The sequence below is a fragment of the Mucilaginibacter sp. genome (assembly GCF_041660805.1).
In the GTDB taxonomy this organism is placed as follows: domain Bacteria; phylum Bacteroidota; class Bacteroidia; order Sphingobacteriales; family Sphingobacteriaceae; genus Mucilaginibacter.
In genome coordinates, this window is the sequence record NZ_JBAZVP010000011.1 from 142,375 (window position 1) to 159,636 (window position 17,262).

General features: G+C 39.5%; 16 protein-coding genes. 9 read left to right on the forward strand and 7 right to left on the reverse strand.

Features of this window, described 5'->3' with window-relative positions; translation table 11 throughout:
* Positions 1-70: 70 nt before the first annotated feature.
* Positions 71-2,023 (forward strand): von Willebrand factor type A domain-containing protein, encoded by a 1,953-nt coding sequence (locus tag WC743_RS15515; RefSeq protein WP_373013241.1) that lies wholly within the window; start codon positions 71-73, stop codon positions 2,021-2,023.
* A 265-nt stretch (positions 2,024-2,288) separates the two neighbouring features.
* Here WC743_RS15515 and WC743_RS15520 read toward each other — a convergent pair whose 3' ends face one another.
* Positions 2,289-2,981: an SMUG2 DNA glycosylase family protein gene (locus WC743_RS15520; RefSeq protein WP_373013243.1), complete on the reverse strand. Its 693-nt coding sequence runs from the start codon at positions 2,979-2,981 to the stop codon at positions 2,289-2,291.
* 13 nt (positions 2,982-2,994) lie between these two features.
* The gene (locus tag WC743_RS15525; RefSeq protein WP_373013245.1) at positions 2,995-3,762 is read right to left on the reverse strand and encodes a zinc-dependent peptidase; all 768 of its coding nucleotides are present in this window, start codon (positions 3,760-3,762) and stop codon (positions 2,995-2,997) included.
* Between the two features lie 31 nt (positions 3,763-3,793).
* On the opposite strand from WC743_RS15525, the gene WC743_RS15530 reads away from it, so the two are divergent.
* The gene (locus WC743_RS15530) at positions 3,794-4,435 is read left to right on the forward strand and encodes a hypothetical protein (protein WP_373013247.1); all 642 of its coding nucleotides are present in this window, start codon (positions 3,794-3,796) and stop codon (positions 4,433-4,435) included.
* A gap of 169 nt (positions 4,436-4,604) precedes the next feature.
* Here WC743_RS15530 and WC743_RS15535 read toward each other — a convergent pair whose 3' ends face one another.
* Complete coding sequence (locus tag WC743_RS15535) at positions 4,605-6,284, reverse strand: 2-oxo acid dehydrogenase subunit E2 (RefSeq protein WP_373013249.1); 1,680 nt, start codon at positions 6,282-6,284, stop codon at positions 4,605-4,607.
* A 45-nt stretch (positions 6,285-6,329) separates the two neighbouring features.
* The gene (gene pdhA, locus WC743_RS15540) at positions 6,330-7,325 is read right to left on the reverse strand and encodes a pyruvate dehydrogenase (acetyl-transferring) E1 component subunit alpha (RefSeq protein ID WP_373013251.1); all 996 of its coding nucleotides are present in this window, start codon (positions 7,323-7,325) and stop codon (positions 6,330-6,332) included.
* 687 nt (positions 7,326-8,012) lie between these two features.
* Between pdhA and WC743_RS15545 the strand changes: the two genes are divergently transcribed.
* Entirely contained in the window at positions 8,013-8,591 is a 579-nt protein-coding gene (locus WC743_RS15545; protein WP_373013253.1) for a C40 family peptidase, read from the forward strand.
* 181 nt (positions 8,592-8,772) lie between these two features.
* Here WC743_RS15545 and WC743_RS15550 read toward each other — a convergent pair whose 3' ends face one another.
* Positions 8,773-8,958: a hypothetical protein gene (locus WC743_RS15550; RefSeq protein ID WP_373013255.1), complete on the reverse strand. Its 186-nt coding sequence runs from the start codon at positions 8,956-8,958 to the stop codon at positions 8,773-8,775.
* Positions 8,959-9,259: 301 nt separating this feature from the next.
* On the opposite strand from WC743_RS15550, the gene WC743_RS15555 reads away from it, so the two are divergent.
* Complete coding sequence (locus WC743_RS15555) at positions 9,260-9,712, forward strand: 3-oxoacyl-ACP synthase (RefSeq protein ID WP_373013257.1); 453 nt, start codon at positions 9,260-9,262, stop codon at positions 9,710-9,712.
* 143 nt (positions 9,713-9,855) lie between these two features.
* Positions 9,856-10,254 carry an RNA recognition motif domain-containing protein gene (locus tag WC743_RS15560; RefSeq protein WP_373013259.1) on the forward strand — a complete coding sequence of 133 codons (399 nt, stop codon included), beginning with the start codon at positions 9,856-9,858 and terminating at the stop codon, positions 10,252-10,254.
* 463 nt (positions 10,255-10,717) lie between these two features.
* Here WC743_RS15560 and WC743_RS15565 read toward each other — a convergent pair whose 3' ends face one another.
* Positions 10,718-11,449, reverse strand: coding sequence for a DUF3667 domain-containing protein (locus WC743_RS15565; protein ID WP_373013261.1), 732 nt, complete (start codon positions 11,447-11,449; stop codon positions 10,718-10,720).
* Positions 11,450-11,598: 149 nt separating this feature from the next.
* On the opposite strand from WC743_RS15565, the gene WC743_RS15570 reads away from it, so the two are divergent.
* The 4 genes from WC743_RS15570 (at position 11,599) to WC743_RS15585 (ending at position 16,427) form a co-directional block, all read left to right on the forward strand.
* Positions 11,599-12,360, forward strand: coding sequence for a response regulator transcription factor (locus WC743_RS15570; protein WP_373013263.1), 762 nt, complete (start codon positions 11,599-11,601; stop codon positions 12,358-12,360).
* Between the two features lie 270 nt (positions 12,361-12,630).
* Entirely contained in the window at positions 12,631-13,194 is a 564-nt protein-coding gene (gene frr, locus WC743_RS15575; RefSeq protein WP_373013265.1) for a ribosome recycling factor, read from the forward strand.
* A gap of 312 nt (positions 13,195-13,506) precedes the next feature.
* A complete protein-coding gene (locus WC743_RS15580; protein WP_373013267.1) occupies positions 13,507-14,451 on the forward strand; it encodes a GNAT family N-acetyltransferase in 945 nt (314 codons plus the stop codon).
* 221 nt (positions 14,452-14,672) lie between these two features.
* Complete coding sequence (locus WC743_RS15585; RefSeq protein ID WP_373013269.1) at positions 14,673-16,427, forward strand: ABC transporter ATP-binding protein; 1,755 nt, start codon at positions 14,673-14,675, stop codon at positions 16,425-16,427.
* Positions 16,428-16,534: 107 nt separating this feature from the next.
* On the opposite strand, the gene pyrH is transcribed toward WC743_RS15585, so the two are convergent.
* The gene (pyrH, locus tag WC743_RS15590; RefSeq protein WP_373013270.1) at positions 16,535-17,239 is read right to left on the reverse strand and encodes a UMP kinase; all 705 of its coding nucleotides are present in this window, start codon (positions 17,237-17,239) and stop codon (positions 16,535-16,537) included.
* Between the last annotated feature and the right edge of the window lie 23 nt (positions 17,240-17,262).

The window sequence follows — 17,262 nt, forward strand, 5'->3', positions numbered from 1 at the left end:
AAAATAATTTTTTAAAATGGTTTATGGAAATACTATCTGCGCTGCATCATGTAATAAAACCTTAAAAATTATGGAAAAGCTTTTATTAATGATTGTAATGCTTGCCGCCCTAACCGGGTTTAAAACTGGCAACAGCCGTATTATCAGCGGTACTGTTTTCTCCAATGATGATAAACAACCAATACCGGGCGTAAATATTACGGTTGATGGTACAAGCATCGGCACACAAACAAATATCACCGGCGCCTATCAAATAACCGTACCCGACGGTGCAACGAGTTTAACGTTCCGCTTTATTGGCTTTAACGAGCAAAGGGTAAATATTGGTAGTAAGGATAAACTGGATGTTTATTTACAACCATCAAACAGGCAGTTGACCGAAGTTGTAGTTACGGGTTATGCAGCACAACATAAAAAAGAGCTGACAGGAAGTGTTAGCAGGTTAAATCAACCGGCCATACCACAACAGCTTGCAGGTGTTCAGACTAATGCCGGTAATCCGGGGAGTTCGACAAACATTCAGCTAAGAGGTATTTCTACACTTCAGGATAAAAGGTTTATGGTTGAAGATAATACCGAAAGCTATAAAGGCATTGCCGAAAATGAATTTAGCAGTGTTAAAACAAATCCGTTGTCAACTTTCTCTACAGATGTTGACGCGGCATCATACAGCAACGTAAGGCGCTTTATAAATAACGGACAATTGCCACCTGCCGACGCGGTAAGGATTGAGGAAATGATCAATTACTTTAATTACAACCTTGCCGGCCCAACCAATAACGAACCGGTAGCCATACATACCGAACTGTCATTTGCACCATGGAATCCAAAACATCGTTTATTGCGCATTGGTTTAAAAGCTAAAACAATAGCTACCGAAAAGCTACCGGCATCAAACCTGGTGTTTTTGATAGATGTATCCGGGTCTATGAATTCGGCAAATAAGCTGCCTCTTGTAAAATCTTCGCTTAAAATGCTGGTTGACCAATTAAGGCCACAGGATAAAGTAGCGCTGGTGGTGTATGCAGGTGCCGCAGGTGTTGTATTACCAGCTACCGCAGGCAACAAAAAAGAAACTATTAATAACGCTATAGACAATTTAGAAGCGGGCGGCTCAACCGCTGGTGGTGCAGGTATAAAGCTTGCTTACCAGATAGCTGCCGAAAACCTGATAAAGGGCGGAAATAACCGTATAGTGCTGGCTACCGATGGCGATTTTAATGTAGGTGCATCAAGCGATGATGACATGGAGAAATTGATAGAAAAGAAACGCGAAAGCGGTATTTTTCTGTCGGTGTTAGGTTATGGAATGGGGAACTATAAGGATAGCAAAATGGAAACCCTTGCCGATAAAGGCAATGGTAACTATGCCTACATTGATAATATTACCGAGGCCCGCAAAACATTTGTAAATGAATTTGGCGGCACCTTGTTCACTGTTGCTAAAGATGTAAAGCTGCAGATAGAATTTAACCCTGCCAAAGTACAAGCTTATCGGTTGCTGGGTTATGAGAACCGGATGTTGAACAAAGAAGATTTTAACAACGATAAAAAAGATGCCGGCGATATGGGCAGCGGCCACACTGTTACTGCCTTTTATGAAATTGTACCTGCCGGCATTAAGGATGATTATATGGTTAGTGTTGATGCGCTTAAATACCAAAAAAATGATAGCAAGCCGGTAGCTACATCAGGATCAGCAGAAATGATGACCATTAAATTCAGATACAAAGAACCCGTTTCATCAAAAAGCAAACTAAGCCAGGTTACGGTTATGGATACCCCTAAAGATTTTAACGCCACAACAGCCGATTTTAAATTTGCATCGGCTGTTGCAGAATTTGGTATGCTGCTGCGCGATTCAAAATTCAAACAGCACTCCACCTACAAACATGCTATTGCCACAGCCCGTGCAGGCAAGGGCAACGATGTTGAAGGTTACCGGTCTGAGTTTATACGCCTGGCAGAAAGCGCAAGACTGATGAGCAAAACCGCCCTTGCGAAAATTGAAGAGGAGGAATAACTATGTCATGGTGAGCCTGTCGAACCATTGGCGGACTATCCCCGCACGTCCTTCGACAGGCTCAGGATGACCCTTAATATATTAACTATCAATAACATGTCATTGCGAGCGATAGCGTGGCAATCTCGTCGAATGCTGAGCGTTTATGCATTAGCTACGAGATTATTAATGAGTTTGATTTTTCTTTATGGAATTAATGAGCTCCCTACGGTCGGTTGTCCACGTCGTTCCTCCTTACAGCAATGACACTTTTTACAAATTCCTATTAAACCTCACTAAATGCCTGCAGGTACTTGTCAATATAGGCCTGCTTTGATTTGGATTTGTATTGCATTATAAACCGTGGATGCTCCAGCGCTACTATCTTATTGAAAAATCCATGTTCATCGTTCAGCTTTTTAATAAACTTTTCGTTCTGGCCTGTACCAAAACAAAAACAAGTATCGGTGTAAACGCCTAAGGCTATTTGCTTTTGTATATTATCAATAATAAAAGGCGTTACTGTGGTGCAAAGCGCCTTGCTATCGTAATAGTTGTAATTCTTCTCTTTACCTTTTATATCAATAGTAGTAAAGCCAAGCGGACTAAGAGAATTAATATAGATCTTTTTGTAAAATGCCTCTACCCCGCCATAAGCGTTTATCACCTCATATACATATACCGACGACGGTTCATGCGCAATTTTGCCTTCATAGTTGATGTGACATTCAGACTGTAACCGCTTAGGATCTGTAAAGGGGATACCGGTTAACCCACCACCAAACCTGCCGGGATTAATGCCCAGGATAATGTGCCGTTTGTTTTCGTCGCTGTAATACTTGCGGTAAAACTCCTCGGAGATCCGCATGGCCTGTTCCTCTTCTTTAAACGGGTTCATGATACGGATGCCAGCCGGCAGCTCGGGTCCGGTATATTCCAGTTGCTTGTTGAAATTGATTACTTTATCGGCGAAGGTCATAAGGGTTGTGAGATTAAGCCATCGGCTTTTGTCCAAAAATTTTACTTAGCATTTCGTACAGTTCCGGGTGTTTGGTTTGGAACTGATCAGGCTTTTCAAAGAAGTATTCAGATACTACCGCGAAAAATTCGGCTTCGTTAGTGGTGGCATATAGGTCAATGTCGGAGTGGCCGGCTTCAATTTTATGTATCTCCTGATGCATCATTTTCACCCAGGGGGCAGTATACTCATGCGTCAGAAAGCCTTCAGGTATACCGTCTGTAGCGCCATCGACTTTGTCAAGCAGATGTACAAATTCATGAATACCTGTATTTTCTTTGCCGGAGTTTTTGGAAAAACCTTTTACCAGCGCATTGCGCGATAGTATCATCTGCCCGTTCATATAACCACTGCCTACCATCCCCATAATGTTACGGTCTTCACCACCTTCAAACTGAAATTCACTGTCAAAAGTATCAGGGTATAAAAGTACATTGGTAACATTGCGGTATGTCCAGTCCTTAAAGCCAAAAATGGGTATCACCGCGCTTGATGCCACCATAATACGGTCGGCATCGTCAATCTCTAAACCTACGCCTTCAATGCGTACATCTTTCAAAAAGGCTTGTATCTTTTGCTCAAATACCATTTTATCCGCATCATTTAGGTTAGTATAGTAACCGATATGCTGGGTAAGCAACGGTCTTAATAAAGGTGTAGGCCACTGTACTGCCGGTTTCTTCTCCCGATTAAAGAAGTAAATGAAAACAAGTACAATAATAGCGAATGCAAGTATTAACATGGCAGTTTAATAACTATATTGTGGATTATAAATGAATAATTATACTTACAACAATAAGCAAATAGAATTAATAAAGTACATTATTAATAATCCTCCAATTAAAATATGGTATAATTTCCTATCATACGTTTTTGAGTATGACTCTCAATATATTGGTATTTATTGCACATCTCGAAGGGCTGCAAGTATAAATGAATCTGACGAAGCAATAATTGCAACTGTAGATTTAACACACGGGAATTTTGTCCCGACTGGATATGAGCAGATATGCGAACACAAACCGATAATCGAAGCACATATTGTTAGATCTTTCCTTTATTTCACGACCTATACTCGTTATTCTTCTTCTGAAATGTTTTTTAGACGCTTAAAATATTGGATTAAAAGGATATTCATACTCAAGACTGAACCAGTTGAAGAACTAACTGTTAAAACTGTTGGCGAACATCAAGAAATATCATGTAGTCCTGACTCACCGGAAGCAAAGTTAGCTAATAATGAAAACGCGAATCTGATTGATAAAGGTTTACTTTTAAAGATAGGCGACGTTTATTTACCCGCGTATATTAATTGGAATAGTTATGGATTCCCCATTTTTGATAATAAGTATTTTTATACAAAGGATGAATTAAGTGAGGATCTTAAAATAGTTAAGCTGATTAAGATTATTTAAAATTTGACCCTGTAGCGTAGCCTGTGGTGTTAACTTACGGCAGTTGGAACCTTCCCCTACACGTTACAGGGATCGCGGGCGATGCTATTTAAACAAAAGACGAATAGCGGTGAGTAAACCCATCGCTATTCGTCTTTTGTTCTTTATCTTTTCGTACTTCTCCCGAAAACTATATCATCATCCTTACCGGTTCTTCCAGTAATGATTTTAATGTTTGCAGGAATGCAGCACCAGTTGCGCCATCAACCACACGGTGATCGCAGCTTAGGGTTACTTTCATAACATTGCCCGGTACTACAGCGCCATTTTTAACAACCGGCACTTGTGCTATACCGCTAACGGCCAAAATACAAGCGTTTGGTGTGTTAATAATAGCAGTGAACTCATCAACACCAAACATACCTAAGTTTGATATGGTGAAGGTTGAGCCCTCCATTTCTGCTGGTTGTAATTTTTTAGCTTTTGCTTTACCGGCAAATTCTTTTACTTCGGTAGAGATATGGCTTAGTGATTTGCCATCAGCAAACTTAATTACCGGTACCAATAAACCTTCATCAACCGCTACGGCAACACCAATGTGCACATGCTCGTTGGTGCGGATCTTATCGCCAAGGAATGATGAGTTAATAGCAGGGTGTTGTTTTAAGGCAACCGCGCAAGCTTTTAATACAAAATCATTAAATGATATTTTAACCGGTGCAACCTCGTTCATTTTGTTACGGGCAGCAATTGCCTGGTCCATATCTATTGACATGGTAACGTAGAAGTGAGGTGCGGTAAACAGGCTTTCAGATAACCTACGGCTGATAGCTTTACGCATTTGCGTAACATTTCTTTCCGTAAATTTCTCTTCGCCTGTATAAGTTGGCAATACAACCGGTGCTTTTTCAGCAGGAGCAGCAGCTGTTCCTTCTTGAGGTTTAGCGGTTTCTGCAGGTTTTGCAGATGGTGTAAAGCTTTCTATATCTTTTTTGATGATGCGGCCGCCATCAGCGCTGCCTTTTACATCATTTAAGTTAATGCCTTTATCTTTAGCAATTTTACGTGCTAACGGCGATGCTTTAACGCGGCTGTCATCTTCGGTTGAACCGGTAGCAACAGCGGTTGGCGCAGCGTCAGACGTTGCAGCAGGTGCAGTTTCTTTTGCTTCAGCAGCAGGAGTTTCTTCCGCTGTACCATCAGCTCCGTCAGCATTATCTAACAGTGGCTGTATATCAGTACCTTCTTTACCCACAATGGCTATAATGCCATTAACTTGGGCAGCTTCGCCTTCTTTAACGCCTATGTATAAAAGTGTACCTTCTTCATAACCCACAACTTCCATGGTAGCCTTATCAGTTGCCACATCAGCTAATGCATCATCAGATTTTACTTTATCGCCAACTTTAAAGTACCATTTTTCAATGGTGCCTTCAGTCATGGTATCGCTAAGCAATGGCATACGGATAACCGCGGCCGGGATGCTTGAAAGATCAACTTTAGGTTTTGCAGCAGCCGGTGCAGCTGCAGGTTTTTTATCTTCGGCCGGTGCCGGTTTTTCTTCAGCGACTGGTTTTTCTTCAGTTTTTGCAGGGGCAGCAGCTCCTTCTAAAGCGGCTTTATAGTCTTCGCCCTCTTTACCTAAAATGGCAATAACGGCATCAACCGGAACAGCGTTACCTTCTTCAACACCTATATAAAGTACGGTGCCGTCCTGGTACGATTCAAAATCCATAGTGGCTTTATCAGTTTCTATCTCGGCCAAAACATCGCCCGATTTTACCTTGTCGCCAACTTTTTTATGCCATTTAGCCAATACCCCTTCGGTCATGGTATCGCTCATTTTAGGCATTTTAACTACTTCAGCCATACAATAATGTGATGAATTTTGTTAATATTTATAAATATAGGAATATTAGTCGCGTATGTAAGGATAATCCTTTTGTACATATACATCAGTATAAAGTTCTGACGCATCCGGCCACGGAGATTCTTCAGCGAATTTCACTGACTCATCAACCTGTGCTTTTATCTTGGCTTCAATTTCTTCAAACCATTTGTCATCAGCATAACCTTCTTTTTGTATAGTTAGCTTTACTGTTTCAATAGGATCTTTTGCTTTATAGCTTTCCAGCTCCTCTTTGGTACGATACTTTTGCGGATCGCTCATTGAGTGGCCTTTATAGCGGTAGGTACGCATCTCCAAAAAGGTTGGGCCTTCGCCGCGGCGTGCGCGTGCTATAGCTTCGTCCATTGCGTTATGCACTGCCACAGGATCCATACCATCAACAGGTGATGAAGGGATACCGTAAGGCAATCCTAATTTATAAATATCAGTTTGTATAGTGGTACGCTCTACAGATGTACCCATGGCGTAGCCATTGTTCTCGCAAACAAATATTACAGGCAGTTTCCAAAGCGCTGCCATATTAAAGGTTTCTGTTAAGGCACCCTGGCGTACGGCACCATCACCCATGTAGGCAATGTTCACATTGTCTGTCCCTTTATACTGCTCGGCAAAGGCTATACCTGCACCCATAGGTATCTGGCCGCCTACAATACCATGCCCGCCATAAAAATGGTTTTCCTTGTCAAACATGTGCATAGAACCACCCTTGCCTTTTGAGCAACCGGTTGCTTTACCATACAATTCGGCCATTACAGCATTTGGAGTTGTGCCTTTGGCTAAAGCATGTGCATGGTCACGATAAGCGGTGATCATACTGTCTTCATGCCTCATAACAGACATAGCACCGGCTAACACCGCTTCCTGCCCAATATAAAGGTGACAAAATCCGCGGATCTTTTGCTGACCATATAACTGACCAGCTTTTTCTTCAAACTTCCGCATTAAAAGCATAGACTCATACCACATCAGGTAGGTCTCTTTATTTATTTCGATTGAACTCATTTATTAAAAACAATTCTAAGAGAAAGTGCAAATCTAATTATATCCTGCAAATAACCGAAACTGCAACGAATTTGTTGTAAAGAATTATTTAATAAGAATTCAGGGCTTTTTTGCCACTAAAGCCTGATTTTCTGAAAAGCGAAATTTCATTTGGATACTTGACAAATTGTGTTGGTTATATGGTTGTAAAAAGCCCCCGATACGCAATTTTCTTTTTAAAAAAATACTTCAAAAAAGTATAATTATCGCCTGGCAATATTACATAAATTGAAATATAACGCTTATAAACCAATTGGTTTATTATTTAACCCAACCGGGATTCAGATTATTTAACCCAACCGGGATTCAGATAAAGTATGGTCAAGACAAGAACGATAAATAAACACTCTGCTCAATTTTAATGTTTATCCCAGCAGAAAATCACCTGGTAAAATTCGTCTGGATTTACGCCCCACCCATAGTCCTACGAAAAATAAATTCACCTGTTGAAAATTTTGCACAATAAATTCACTTATGCGATAGTTTTAGTTAACAATGGTTAATATTATTAAGCTTACAGAACATGAAAAAAATTTCATGTTTAATTTGGAGGTTTCAATATAATATATAGATTTGTATTCAACAATAGACACACTGTCCAATTTAATATACACTTGTTGTCCTAATTACAACAATTAAAGAGATTAAATGAAGAAAATCACACTTGCTATTGCATTGTTCCTGAGCGTTTTAGCTGCAAAGGCACAAACAAAAACTATTCCAACTCCAGCGGCCGAAAGCACGGAGCAAGAGAGTTTAGCAAAAGATTACTTATCACAGATAATGGGTGTTGCAATGTCTGCGACATCAAACATGAAACTTTTTCATTTTGTATACGATTGGATAGGCACCCCTTACCGTTTTGGCGGTAGCTCAAGAAAAGGGATTGACTGTTCTGCATTCACCAAGCAATTATACAGCGAAGTGTTTAATACTACTATCCGCCGCAGCTCGCGTGATATTTTTAGCATGGTTAGCCCTGTTAGTAAGGATGACTTGAAAGAAGGCGACCTGGTTTTCTTTAAAATACACAGCCGCAGCATATCACACGTTGGAATTTACTTAGGTAACAACAGGTTTGCGCATGCATCTTCAAAAGGTGTTGCCATATCAAGCCTTGATGATGCTTATTACAGCCGCTTTTTTTACAAAGGGGGCCGCATGCTGGAATCATTTAAAAATGAGCTTTCCGCATCTTCCGAAACGGACGAAGAACCATCGAACTAACTACAAACCTAAATTAATATATAAAACCTCTCATGCTCATGAGAGGTTTTTTTATGCTTATTGCTATTTCATCAATATTTAATTGGTGAAATAGACAGTACATAAACGGGCCAATTAAATTATATAAAACAAGATGGTTATGCTATGTTTTATACAAAGTGGAAATGCCCGTACAGATAAATTAAGCTTCGTCTTTAGTATCGCGTACCAGGCTGATGCCGGTAAAAAAGAAGATAATAGATATCAATCCTACTACTATTAATGTGGTAGCCGCACCCGTATGCTGAATGATCTGCACACCTGTGTAAATTAATCCTATAATACCTAACACGGTAAGTATAGCTCCGAAAGTACGTTTTAAGTTCATATTGTATTAATAAGTTATTGTTGTTAAATGGTTTACACATTAACCAATATAGCACGGCTTTGTTTTATTGATTACCCGCCTAAGAAAAAACTATCATTTTCTGGTAAATTTTGGCAGTGAGATATAACGTTAGGCAATTAATTACGTTAATATATATGTAAGTGCAAAACACTTACATTGTGATAAGGTTTAGGTTGAAAGTCCCCGGGCAGCGAGTGCCTGGGGCTTTTATTTTTTAGTCTGTTTGCACATCATCCCCCTTTTTTACTCATATTCGTTCTTTTGGAATTGAAATTTAAGCATGAGTGATATAAAAGAAAAGCTGTACCAGTTATGCATAGCCTATGTACAAAGCCGTATGAAGGCATCAGAAGAAGCAATTGCCGAGGCACAGCAGGCGGCTAATAATGACACCAAAAGCAGCGCCGGCGACAAGTACGAAACCGGCCGTGAAATGGCCCAGCAGGAAACCAACCGGAACTTAGCACAGTTAAACGAGGCCAATAAGTTAATGGTAGTACTTAACCAGTTAAGCATTAAAAGCACATCTCAGAGAGCCGAACCCGGCAGCCTTGTAATAACCAACAACGGCAATTTTTACATTTCAATAAGTGCAGGAATTTTAGAATTAGACGGCAAAAGCTACTTCGCGGTATCGCCGGCATCCCCAATTGGTATAAAACTAAAAGGAATGCGGGCGGGCGATGAATTTATTTTAAATGGAAAAAATTATCAAATACAGTCAATTCAGTAAAAATCGGTGTGCTATTTGTGTGAAAATTAAAAATAAACGGTATAGTTTAATAAATTAATGTACAAGTGATTAATATCTATTCTATATTTGATGTAAACAATAAAAAAAATGCCAGGCATTTGGCATACTAAACTAATTTTTTGATGAACATATTCGTAGGAAGCCTTCCTTACTCTTTAGAGGAAGCAGATTTGAAAGAGCTTTTTGAAGCTTATGGTGAAGTAACCACCGTTAAAATTATTATGGACAGAGAGTCTGGCAGAAGCAAAGGCTTTGGATTTGTTGAAATGTCAGATGACGAAGCTGCTCAAAAAGCAATTTCTGGCTTAAACGGATCAGAAGTTAGCGGCCGTTCAATAGCTGTTAGTCAGGCTGAGGACAAAAAACCTGGCGATCGCAGAAGCAGCGGTGGCGGTGGTGGTTACGGAGGCGGCAACCGCGGTGGCGGTGGCGGCGGCTATTCAAGAGACAGCAGAGGTGGCGGCGGTGGCGGCTACTCAAAAGATAACAACAGAGGCGGCGGCGGCGGAAGTCGCTGGTAATCTGTTACCAGGCTTAAATCAAAACACCGGTCACCACGGTGTTTTGATTTAGTTTTGTTTATACGCTCTCAAATAGCTTGTCAGCGTGTTTTTCTATATGCAATAATTAAAATTGCTAAATCTCTTCCTATAGGTATTCTTCTACCTGTCACTGTATATCATTATATTTCTTTTAATCTCATAACTGAAGGCATAGGCTGTGCTTATCAATAGCTACCCATACTATGGATCAGTCCAAAAGTTCAGGGATAAGATACTTAAGCATATAATTTAGCAAGCCTAAGAAGAAATAGTATCTCTTACTCCTCTTAAAATAGTTTTAAAAGCGTTGACCTTAGCGTTGAAGATTCTGCGGAAGCATTGGTGCTCCTGTTGGCGAAGAAATTTAAGATAGATTCGTTCGCCCGCTGGCTAACCTCTCTGTCCGGATATCAGTGTTTACTTCACTTTCTGGTTTTTGTATTTAGTGTTTTATAAAAACGTCAATAAAAAGACCCAAAAGTGTTGCCGAAATAAAAAATGTAAGCATTCCTAATACATATGAAATAAGTGCTTTTAGATAATTTACCACTTTCTTTTGATTAAAAAATTGCCCGATTGCCCAAGTACAATATGTTAAACCTATCATCCCTGAAATTTTCATTAAATTCAGTTTTGTTAATCCTTCAAAAAGTGCAAAAACAGAAAATATCAGCATTCCCATTCCCATCACAAAACATAATAGAATTAATATTTCAAAAAAATTATAATCATACTTTCTGTAAAAAAGCTTAGCCCAAAAGGCAATATATACCCCCATTATAATATTTGCATAACCATAATGGTTTTGAACCCAATTGAAAATTAGGGTTGTTGCAGATTGTTTTGTGCCATTAAAATTAACATACCCTTCTTCAATATGAAATAAATTATTTATCACTGTATATATCAATGAGGTTATTATGATAAATATTATTGGTTTTACAAGCCTGCTTCTGTCCTCTGTGATAAATTCCCTTACATTTTGACCAGGCCTGATCAACAATTCTTTTATGGTATAAAATATGCCCTTTTCAAAATGTAAAATATGCCACATTTCGTGTAATAAATAGTGTTTGTCAACTCTTTTAATTTGTACAGGTTGACCACAATTGCCACAAAAATTGTTGTCGACTGTATTATCGCAGTTTTTGCAATTCATCGTATTAGTAAGCATAAAGGTTATAAATTATTAGGATAGGAGGCCTTATTTACCATTACCGATTTTTTAATGAAAATCAAACAAAAGTTATTTACTCAAAAGTCAATACAAAAATATTTTCAAAGACTACACTATAGTGTAAATTTACTCTCAGTATCGTGCAAATGAAAAATCACATTAATTCAAGCCTGCTTACCAAGAATAACTTAGGGAAAATATCAGAAGAGGACCGTTTTGAACAGAAAGATTATCTGGAGGCCGTAAAATCGTTTGCGAGATTAACGTACGAAAGCGTGTACATAATTAACTATGAAAATATGTCTTTTGAGTACGTTTCAGAAAATCCGTTATTTCTATGTGGATATTCACCCGAAGAAGTGCTGAATTTAGGCTATGAGTTTTATTTTAAAAATGTTCCTGAAAGTGATTTGGAAATGTTAAACCTGATAAATGAAGCAGGATTTGATTTCTTTAAAAGGTTGCCAGGTGATGAGAAAAAGAAGTATAGCATAAGTTATGATTTCCATTTGGTGAATAAAAATGGCAAGCATATTCTTATTAATCATAAACTTACTCCATTGTTTCTAACAAGTGATAAAAAGATGTGGAAAGCAATGTGCATCGTTTCTATTTCGCATCATAAAAATGCCGGCAATATTTGTATATACAAACAAGGCTCTGATGAAATATGGAAACTGGATCTAAGCAACAATGTTTGGCGTAAATCAGAGAAACCAAAACTCACGAAAAGGGAAATAGAAATACTGCACCTATACGCACAAGGGTTAACGATCAACCAAATTGCGGAAAAGATATTTGTTGCTCCTGATACAGTTAAGTACTACAGAAGGCGAATTTTTGAGCGTTTGGAGGTAAGTAATATAATAGAGGCGCTTTCTTATGCCGTTAACAGTAAGATTATTTGATCATATCTCTCACGATTTTTGGGTATATGCCTGATTTCCATGGCAATAACAGGTCTTTTGTTATTGATCCGAAATGCTACATTATTTAAAGGGATAGCTCCGCATGGTGTGGTAAAATTCAATCGCAACAAAACATAGCGGCATCTAATAGGTTGTATTACAAAATTATAAGCTAACAATTGACGCTTAAAGTAAAAAAGTCTAATCTATCCTCACAGATGTTGAAGGCCTTTCATACTTTTTATTATTTTTGTCAAAAATCCAGATACAATGAGCGAACTCATTAAGAAACAAGTGAATGATGCAAAAGCTTTAATGGACAAAGCAATTGCCCACGCAGATAGCGAATTAAATAAGATCCGTGCAGGCAAGGCAAGTCCAAGCATGTTGGATGATATTATGGTAGATTATTACGGCTCACCTACACCTTTAAGCCAGGTAGGTAGCGTTAATACACCAGATGCCCGTACCATTGTGGTGCAACCCTGGGAAAAATCATTACTTGCACCAATTGAAAAAGCTATTAAAGAAGCTAACCTTGGTATTAACCCTCAAAACGATGGTATAATTATCCGTATTAATGTACCACCTTTAACAGAAGAGCGCCGTCGCGAATTGGCGAAAAAGGCTAAGGCAGAGGCCGAAACCGGTAAAATAGCCGTTCGTAACATTCGTAAGGATGCGAACGAGAAGATCAAAAAATTAAAAACCGAAGGCGTTTCTGAAGATGAAATTAAAGTTGGCGAAGCCGAAGTGCAAAAACTTACTGATGCATACATCATAAAAGTTGATCAGCTTTCAGATGCTAAGGAAAAAGATATTATGACTGTTTAAGCAATTAAACAACGCTTAAGTTTAAAAGAGGGATGGCCGCAAGGTGCATCCCTCTTTTTATTGATCAATAAGGGACAAAAAAAATCTTTGTGATTATAACCCTTTTACTTATAAGAAAGACACAAAATATTGTGTCTCTACGGTTATATCTGCTTTGTGTACTTTGTGAAAAATCTTTGTGACCTTTGTGGTTAATACCCCTACCCATTTGAGATTAAATATCATCTAACTAACATAAATCAATAAAACTGTTTGAAAATTAAAAATCAATTTATAATATTGCGTAATTGATTACGTAATTGACATTACATTATGGAGTTTTATAATAAAGTAGGTAAAATGGCGCTGGGCAGCAGGCTGCGCAGATTAAGTGAGCTGGTTACAGACCAGGCAGGCAAGGTTTATGAACTATATAATATTGATATGAACCCTAAGTGGTTCCCGGTGTTTTATGCGCTGGCGGCAGGTGAGGACAAATCAATTATGCAAATAGCACAGGAGATAAGTCATTCGCACCCATCAGTTAGCACCATTGTAAAAGAGATGGTAAAACATGGGGTAGCGCAAGAGATCCCTAATAAAGCAGATGGGCGTAAAAACTATATCAGGCTAACAGACAAAGGCAGGGAGATAAATGAGCGGATACAGGTACAGTATACGGATGTGAATTCGGCTATTGAAAATGCGTTGAACGAAACGCAATACAATATTTGGAAGGCCATTGAAGAATGGGAGTTTCTGCTGGAACAAAAAAGCTTACTCAACCGGGTGAAGGATGAAAAGAAACAACGCGAAAGTACTGATGTGGAGATAATAAATTATGAACCAAAATACCAAACCGCTTTTAAGCAACTGAATGAAGAGTGGATCACCACCTGGTTCAAAATGGAAGAAGCGGACTATAAATCATTAGACCATCCGGATGAATATATTTTAAATAAAGGCGGCCACATCCTCATCGCTTTATACAACAACGAACCGGTTGGCACCTGCGCACTTATTAAAATGGATAACAATATGTATGAGCTGGCTAAAATGGCTGTATCGCCAAAGGCGAAAGGCAAAGGCATTGGTTATCTGCTGGGCAAAGCCAGTATAGCTAAGGCTAAACAAATGGGAGCAACTAAATTGTACCTGGAGAGCAACACCATTCTTAAACCGGCAATAACGCTGTACCATAAGTTAGGGTTTAAAAAGGTTACCGGCATCCCTTCGCCGTATGAGCGGTGTAATATTCAAATGGAACTGAATATATAAAAATAAACTTCAAGGGGCCATGCAGAAAACTACAAGGCCCACAGAGATCGTGACGGCTTAAATTACCACCCCATATTTATTTTTTTATGGGCTCTGTGATTATCATAACATAAAGGCTTTGTGCCCTTTGTGGTTAAAACACCTGTTATCAATAACCCTATTGTCAAATTAAAGGGAATGAGCTGCTTAGCCATTCCCTTTTTTTATTTTTGTGGCCGAACATGAAAATACTTTTGTCATATCTAACCAAACATCGCTGGGTTGTTGTCCTGGCGTTGTTTTTAGCCGGAATGAATATAGGCTTCTCTTTGCTTGACCCTTATATTACTGGTCGCATTGTAGATAATTTTATCGAAAAATACAAAACGCTTTCACATGACGAGTACATGTATGGCGTGTTAAAACTGGTAGGGCTTGCTATCGGGGTGGCGATGGTATCGCGTATAGCCAAAAATTTCCAGGATTATTTTACCAATATCATCACCCAAAAAGTAGGTGCAGAAATGTATGCCGATGGATTAAAGCACTCGCTTGAACTCCCCTACCAGGTGTTTGAAGATCAGCGCAGCGGCGAAACCTTAGGCATACTGCAAAAGGTACGTTTAGATTGCGAAAAGTTCATTACCTCGTTCATCAGCATATTGTTTGTGAGCTTGATAGGTATGGTTTTCGTGATTGTTTACTCGGCCACAGTGAGTTACCAGGTAACCCTGGTTTACTTTGCAGCCATACCGGTTATCACATTTGTGAGTATGGCCATGAGCCGCAAAATTAAGCGCATCCAAAAAAGCATTGTATCAGAAACTACAGCGCTTGCAGGTTCAACTACAGAATCATTAAGAAACATTGAGCTGATAAAAAGTTTGGGGTTGGCAAAGCAGGAAATAAAACGCTTAAATACTACCACCTACAAGATCCTTGATCTGGAGCTAAAGAAAGTAAAATATGTACGCAGCATGAGCTTTGTGCAGGGCACAACCGTAAACTTTGTACGCAGTGTTATGGTGGTTGTTTTATTACTGCTGATATTTAAAGAAACAATTTCTCCCGGGCAATATTTTAGCTTTTTGTTTTACTCTTTCTTTTTGTTTAACCCGTTACAGGAACTGGGTAATGTAATACTAAGCTGGCGCGAGGCCGAAGTTTCTTTAGGGAACTTCAAGAATATTTTGAATATCCCGATAGATAAAAAGCCCGAGAAACCGGTATTATTAGAAAAGGTAAATATGTTAACCTTTAGCGACGTAAGCTTTAAGCACTTAACCGCTAACCGTAACGCCCTAAATAACATCAGCTTTGAAACTTATAGCGGACAAACCATTGCCTTCGTAGGTCCGTCAGGGTCGGGCAAAACCACATTGGTTAAATTACTGGTTGGTTTATATCAGCCATTACAGGGCGATATTTTATATAACAATACCCTGAGCAAAGAGATCGATCTTGATCAGCTGCGCGAAAAAATAGGTTTTGTAACACAGGATACGCAATTATTCTCGGGCACTATCCGCGAGAACCTGCTGTTTGTTCGGCCTGACGCTACAGATGAGGATTGCATGAACGTATTGCAGCGTGCCGCTTGCCAAACCCTGCTTGCCCGTGCCGATAAAGGTTTAGATACCGTAATTGGCGAAGGCGGCGTAAAGGTATCAGGCGGCGAAAAACAACGCCTATCTATAGCCCGTGCATTACTGCGCAAACCGGATATTTTGGTGTTTGACGAGGCAACCTCTTCACTTGATTCCATAACCGAAGAAGAGATCACTGATACTATTCGTGATGTATCTGTACTGAATGATCATATCACCATATTGATAGCGCACAGGTTATCAACTATTATGCATGCCGACAGGATATTTGTATTGGAGAAAGGCAACATTGTAGAATCAGGCAAACACCATGATCTGATAGACCAAAAAGGCCTATACTATGCTATGTGGAGGCAACAAATTGGCGAGAAGCATACGGTAGATGCATAACACTATTACTGTCATTGCCACGTCGATACGCTCCTCGCAATGACAATTCTTAATTAACCAAAAAGCCCTGCTGAAAGTATTTCAGCAGGGCTTTTATGTCGTATAACTTATTTTACCAGCGTACCGATAGGTTCGCCCTGAGCAATTTTCATGAAGTTGCCGGGCTTGTTCATATCAAATACTATAATAGGCAGTTTATTTTCCTGGCATAGCGTGATGGCAGTCATATCCATCACATTTAAGCCCTTGTCATATACTTCCTGAAAGGAGATCTCGTCATAACGGGTAGCAGCCGGGTCCTTCTCCGGGTCGGCGGTATAAATACCATCAACACGGGTTCCCTTTAATACCACATCGGCTTTTATTTCAATAGCACGTAATGATGCCGCGGTATCAGTTGTAAAATATGGGTTACCGGTACCGGCGCCAAATATTACAATTTTACCAACCTCTAAATGGTGCATAGCACGGCGGCGGATGTAAGGCTCACAGATCTGCTCCATTTTAATGGCCGATTGCAGGCGGGTTTCCACCCCAATGCTTTCTAACGCGTTTTGCAAAGCCATACAGTTAATAACAGTGGCCAGCATGCCCATATAGTCGGCTTGTGCACGTTCCATACCAGATTTCTCGGCACTCAGGCCCCTGAAAATATTACCTCCGCCAACAACGATGGCTATTTCCATGCCGGCATCTTTCACATTTTTAATGTCATGCGCGTACTGCAAAACCTGGTTGTTATCAATGCCGTATTGCCTTTGTCCCATCAGGGATTCGCCGCTAAGCTTCAGTAAAATTCTTTTGTATTTCATGTATAAGGAAGATTTGCCAAAAA

Coding starts and splice junctions, on each gene's coding strand:
- WC743_RS15515 (WP_373013241.1), top strand. CDS start 71: ATGGAAAAGCTTTTATTAATGATTGTAATGCTTGCCGCCCTAACCGGG.
- WC743_RS15550 (WP_373013255.1), bottom strand. CDS start 8,958: ATGAACTTAAAACGTACTTTCGGAGCTATACTTACCGTGTTAGGTATT.
- WC743_RS15555 (WP_373013257.1), top strand. CDS start 9,260: ATGAGTGATATAAAAGAAAAGCTGTACCAGTTATGCATAGCCTATGTA.
- WC743_RS15535 (WP_373013249.1), bottom strand. CDS start 6,284: ATGGCTGAAGTAGTTAAAATGCCTAAAATGAGCGATACCATGACCGAA.
- WC743_RS15520 (WP_373013243.1), bottom strand. CDS start 2,981: ATGACCTTCGCCGATAAAGTAATCAATTTCAACAAGCAACTGGAATAT.
- WC743_RS15585 (WP_373013269.1), top strand. CDS start 14,673: ATGAAAATACTTTTGTCATATCTAACCAAACATCGCTGGGTTGTTGTC.
- WC743_RS15570 (WP_373013263.1), top strand. CDS start 11,599: ATGAAAAATCACATTAATTCAAGCCTGCTTACCAAGAATAACTTAGGG.
- pdhA (WP_373013251.1), bottom strand. CDS start 7,325: ATGAGTTCAATCGAAATAAATAAAGAGACCTACCTGATGTGGTATGAG.
- frr (WP_373013265.1), top strand. CDS start 12,631: ATGAGCGAACTCATTAAGAAACAAGTGAATGATGCAAAAGCTTTAATG.
- WC743_RS15530 (WP_373013247.1), top strand. CDS start 3,794: ATGAATAATTATACTTACAACAATAAGCAAATAGAATTAATAAAGTAC.
- WC743_RS15545 (WP_373013253.1), top strand. CDS start 8,013: ATGAAGAAAATCACACTTGCTATTGCATTGTTCCTGAGCGTTTTAGCT.
- pyrH (WP_373013270.1), bottom strand. CDS start 17,239: ATGAAATACAAAAGAATTTTACTGAAGCTTAGCGGCGAATCCCTGATG.
- WC743_RS15525 (WP_373013245.1), bottom strand. CDS start 3,762: ATGTTAATACTTGCATTCGCTATTATTGTACTTGTTTTCATTTACTTC.
- WC743_RS15580 (WP_373013267.1), top strand. CDS start 13,507: ATGGAGTTTTATAATAAAGTAGGTAAAATGGCGCTGGGCAGCAGGCTG.
- WC743_RS15565 (WP_373013261.1), bottom strand. CDS start 11,449: ATGCTTACTAATACGATGAATTGCAAAAACTGCGATAATACAGTCGAC.
- WC743_RS15560 (WP_373013259.1), top strand. CDS start 9,856: ATGAACATATTCGTAGGAAGCCTTCCTTACTCTTTAGAGGAAGCAGAT.